4 protein-coding genes are annotated in these 4,449 nt (G+C 70.4%); 1 reads left to right on the top strand and 3 read right to left on the bottom strand.

Annotated features, from left to right (window positions below; all coding sequences use genetic code 11):
* The 3 genes from ptsP to WBP48_RS08645 form a co-directional block, all read right to left on the bottom strand.
* A partial coding sequence (ptsP, locus tag WBP48_RS08655; protein ID WP_424439037.1) for a phosphoenolpyruvate--protein phosphotransferase occupies positions 1-1,597 on the bottom strand: 1,597 nt, incomplete at its 3' end.
* Between the two features lie 20 nt (positions 1,598-1,617).
* Positions 1,618-1,893, bottom strand: a complete 276-nt coding sequence (locus WBP48_RS08650; protein WP_424439034.1) for an HPr family phosphocarrier protein — start codon at positions 1,891-1,893, stop codon at positions 1,618-1,620.
* The gene (locus WBP48_RS08645) at positions 1,890-2,255 is read right to left on the bottom strand and encodes a PTS sugar transporter subunit IIB (protein WP_424439032.1); all 366 of its coding nucleotides are present in this window, start codon (positions 2,253-2,255) and stop codon (positions 1,890-1,892) included. The genes WBP48_RS08650 and WBP48_RS08645 overlap by 4 nt, the downstream gene beginning before the upstream one ends.
* A gap of 109 nt (positions 2,256-2,364) precedes the next feature.
* Between WBP48_RS08645 and WBP48_RS08640 the strand changes: the two genes are divergently transcribed.
* Complete coding sequence (locus WBP48_RS08640) at positions 2,365-4,308, top strand: BglG family transcription antiterminator (RefSeq protein ID WP_424439029.1); 1,944 nt, start codon at positions 2,365-2,367, stop codon at positions 4,306-4,308.
* Positions 4,309-4,449 lie beyond the last annotated feature (141 nt).

Below are 4,449 nucleotides of genomic sequence, written 5' to 3'. Positions count from 1 at the left end.
GGGCAGCCGCGGCGATGCGCTCGGCATCCGCGCGGTCGAACTGCAGGAGCGAGGCACGCACGTCCGCGAGAGCCGTGGGTGCCATAGAGAGGGTCGTCGCCCCGATGCCGACGAGCACGACCGCCAGCAGCGGGTCGGCCGCGGCCTCACCGCAGATGCCCACCGGCTTGCCGTTGAGCTTGCCGCCTTCGGCGGTGGCCTTGATGAGCCGCAGGACGGCGGGGTGCCACGGGTCCTGGAAGCTCGCGACCGAGCCCAGCAGCCGGTCGGCGGCCATGGTGTATTGCGTGAGGTCGTTCGTGCCGATCGAGGCGAAGTCCGCCTCGGCGAGTACGCGGTCGGCCATGAGCGCGGCCGCGGGCACTTCCACCATGACGCCCGCGGTCTTGATGCCGTAGTCCCTCGCGAGGGCGACGAAGTACTCCGTCTCCTCGACGGTCGAGACCATCGGCGCCATGACCCAGAGATCGGCATCCGTCGCCTTGTCGGCGTTGGCGAGCGCCGTCAGCTGCTCGCGCAGGATGTCCTCGCTGGCGCGCAGCGCCCGCAGTCCGCGAAGGCCCAGTGCGGGGTTGTCCTCGTGCGCATCGTTGAGGAAGGCGAGCGGCTTGTCGGCGCCGGCGTCCAGCGCCCGGACGACGACCTTCTTGCCGGGGAACGCCTGCAGCAGTTCGGTGTAGGACTTGGTCTGCTCCTCGACGGTCGGCGCCTGCGTCGCGGACAGGAACAGGAACTCGGTGCGGAACAGGCCCACGCCCTCGGCGCCGAGTTCGACCGCTTCGGTGGCACCGCCCGGCTTGCCGAGGTTCGCCAGCAGCGGGACGCGAGAGCCGTCCTTGAGCGCTCCCGGCGTGATCGGAGCGGATGCCGCCGCAGCCCGTGCGTCGGCGCGATGCTTGGCCTGACGCAACTCCTCCGCCGTCGGTTCGGTCGTCACGACGCCCTTGGCCGCATCGACGATGACGGTCTCGCCGTCGACCAGGTCTTTTGCGGCCGCAGCTCCCACGATGGCGACGATCGACTTCTCGCGGGCGAGGATCGCGGTGTGCGAGGTCGGCCCGCCGTCGGTCGTGACGAGGGCGATCACTTTGTCGAGATCGAGCAGGGCGGTGTCGGCGGGGGCGAGATCCTTCGCGACGAGCACGAACGGATACCCCGGGTCGGGAACACCCGGAGCAGGAAGTCCCCGCAGACGTGCGATGACCCGCTGCGCGACGTCATCGAGGTCGGCGGCGCGCTCACCGAGATAGCCACCCATGGCCGCGAGGGTGTCGCGGAAGCTCGCGAACGCGTCGTACACGGCGAACTCGCCGGTCTTGCCTGCATTCACCCGCGTGGAGACCTCGGCATCGAGGCTCGGATCCTCCGCCATCATCGCCTGGGCCTCGAGCACCTCACGGGCAAGGCCCCCCGCCTTCGAGCCGCGCTCCTCGAGCCCGCGGGCGACGACGGCGACGGCTGCGCGCACCCGTGCGAGCTCTGCGTCGGGGGTGAGTGTGCTGGCGGTGTCCGCCGGTGCGGGCAACGGCTCCGCCATGCGGGCGACCGGTCCCTGGGCCACTCCGAGTCCGATCCCGACTCCGCGTAGTTCGGTCATGTCTTCGTCTCCTTCAGCTTTCAGTTCTCGTCGTGGTCGGTGGTCAGCAGGTCGGCAAGATCGTCGAGCACGCTTTCGGCGCCCTCGCCGTCGGCGCTCACGGTGACGTAGTCACCTTTCTCGGCGCCGAGCGAGATGACCCCGAGGATGCTGGCGGCGTTGACCGGGGCGCCCGCGCCCTTGGAAATCGTGATCGGGATGCCGGCATTCTTCACCGCCTGTGCGAACAGCTTGGCCGGCCGGGCGTGCAGGCCGTTGGATGATCCGATGCGGATCGTGCGCGTCACAGCGCTCATGAGGGGTTCCTCTCCACGGTGGGGTCGAAGGTGGCGTCGAAGATGGTGCCGGTTTCGGTGTCGGCGATCGCCGCCTCGACGAGCGCCAGTGTGCGCGTGCCGTCGAGGTCGGTGAAGATGTCGGAGGGCAGCACCACGACGCGGGCCTCGCGCGGTGCGGCCTGACGGCGGATGAAATCCACCGCGTGCTGCAGGTGCGGGCCCACGAGCACGACGTCGGCCGCGTCGATGTCGATCGGCAACGACTGCTCGGTGCCGGCGACGGCGCTGAGCTCACGCCCGGCCGCCTGCGCGGCATGCCGGATGCGTTGCGCCACGAATGTGCTCGACGCTCCCGCGCCGCACACCACGAGGATCCTCATCGATCCGCCTCCTTCACAGCCATTCTTGTGAAAGTGCTGGGAGCGGACAACCAGTCTCTCTTCCGCGGGGCCGGAAACTCCCGGCGGTGCGCATGGTTGACTGGATGACGTGAGCAGAACGCGTCAGGATCGGGTCATCGCGCTGCTCTCGCGGGACGGCGATTGGGTCACTGCGGCGGAGCTCGCGGACGTCGTGGGTGTCACCCCCCGCAGCATCCGCAGCTACGTCACGGCGCTGAACGCTCGCGTACCTGCGGGCGTCGCCGTGGAATCCGGGCCCCTCGGGTACCGCGCCGGACCCGATGCCCTCGCGGCCCTGCGCGCGACCGTCGATGCCGCGAGTCCACGTGAGCGCGTGCATCGGCTGGTGCGTGCGCTGCTGTCCGGCGTCGACGGCGTCGACGTCTATGAGGCCGCCGAGCAGTTCCACGTCAGCCCCGCGACCCTGGAAGGCGACCTCGGCCGGGTGCGCACCCTGCTGGGCGACACGTCGCTGACACTGGAGCGCGCCGGCGCTCGCGCGGTGCTGCGCGGCACGGAGATGGCCCAGCGGCGCCTGCTCAGCCGGCTTGCCCACGACGAGACCGAAGACGGCGCCTTCGACCTCGACGCGCTGCGGCGGAGTCTGGGTGAGGGTTCCATCGGCGAGGCGGTGTTCGGCCCGTTCAAGGCCGAGCTGGTCGCGGGGCTCGGCGACCTCGGCTACTTCGTCAACGAGCTCGGCATCGGCGACGTCATGATGCACATCGCGATCACCGCCGACCGCGTCGCGCACGATCGTGGGCTGGACGCGGCGGTCACGGACACCGTTCCGCCCGCGCAGGAGCAGGTGGGCGGGCTGCTCGATCGCCTGTGCGCGCAGCACCTCGGCGTGCGCCTCGGTGCGGGAGACCAGCGCCATCTCGCCGCGCTCGTGCTCAGTCGCGTCGTCGCGCCGGGGGCGGGGGAGACGGCATCCGTCATCCGCTCCCGTCTCCAGCCCGACGTCGAAAGGGCCGTCCGCGACGTCGTGCACCGTGCCGCCGAGGAGTTCCTCGTCGATATCGAGCACGAGGATTTCGTGCTGCGGCTCGCGCTGCACGTGCAGAACCTGAGGCTGCGGGCGAGGCAGCAGGCCTGGTCGCGCAACCCGCTCACGCGCTCGCTGAAATCGTCGTATCCGATGATCTTCGAGGTCGCCGTGTATATCGCCGACGGACTGCGGGGGCTGCTCGGCATCCCGATCCTGGACGACGAGATCGCCTACATCGCGATGCACGTCGGCGGGCAGCTGGAGCGCAGCCGCCGCGGGAGCGCGCAGTTGACGGCGACGATCGTGTGCCCGGGGTACTACGAGCTGCACGAGCTGCTGCGCTCGAGCGTCGACCGTTCCCTCGGGCAGGTCGTCGACGTGGTCGGGGTGCAGACCCGCGCCGACCCGGACTGGGACGCGATCGACAGCGACCTGATCCTGACGACGATCGAGCCGCCGTTCACCGGCGACGGCGTCGTGCGGATCCAGCCGTTCCTCACCGACGGTGATGTCGAGCGGGTGCAGGCTGCGGCCGGTCGCGTGCGCCGCGCGCGTCGCCTCGCGCGGCTGCGGGCGGAGTTGGAGCGGTACTTCTCGGCCGACGCGTTCGTCGGGAGGGTGCCGGCGGATGCCGACGAGGAATCGGTGATCCGGATGCTCGGGGAGCGCCTGGTCGCGCAAGGCGTCATCGACGAGGACTACGTGGAGCGGACGCTCGAACGGGAGCGGTTGTCCTCGACGGCGTTCACCGACGCGCTCGCCGTGCCGCACGCGCTCGGGATGACGGCGACGCGCACGGCGATCGCGGTCGCGATCGCCGATCCGTCGATGGCGTGGGGGCCGGCGTCGCAGACGGGCCAGGGGCGCGTGCAGGTCATCGCGATGGTGGCGTTCTCGCAGAGCGACCGTGAGGCGTTCCAGACGGTGTTCGAGCAACTCGTCGAAGTGTTCAGCGAACGCGACAGCGTGCAGCGGATCGTCCGCCGCGGCACCGCCTTCGCGCCGTTCCTCGACGAGCTCGTCGCCGTCGTCGATGGCTGACCCGGTGGGTTTCGTCTCGCTTCGCTCGCTCTTCCCGCGCCGCCCCGCCCCAACCCACCCCCACCCTTTCCGCCCACCCTGTCCTTCGCGAGCCGCTACGTTTCGACCGAGCCGCTACGTTTCGACCGGTCGAAACGTAGC

Source organism: Microbacterium sp., from assembly GCF_049661145.1.
Classification (GTDB): domain Bacteria; phylum Actinomycetota; class Actinomycetes; order Actinomycetales; family Microbacteriaceae; genus Microbacterium.
Note: the sequence above shows the minus strand (reverse complement) of the source record. Positions and strands in the feature narration are given on the sequence as shown.

Bases quoted from the DNA above. Each gene is read 5' to 3' on its own strand.
- WBP48_RS08645 (WP_424439032.1), bottom strand. From the start codon at position 2,255: ATGAGGATCCTCGTGGTGTGCGGCGCGGGAGCGTCGAGCACATTCGTG.
- WBP48_RS08650 (WP_424439034.1), bottom strand. From the start codon at position 1,893: ATGAGCGCTGTGACGCGCACGATCCGCATCGGATCATCCAACGGCCTG.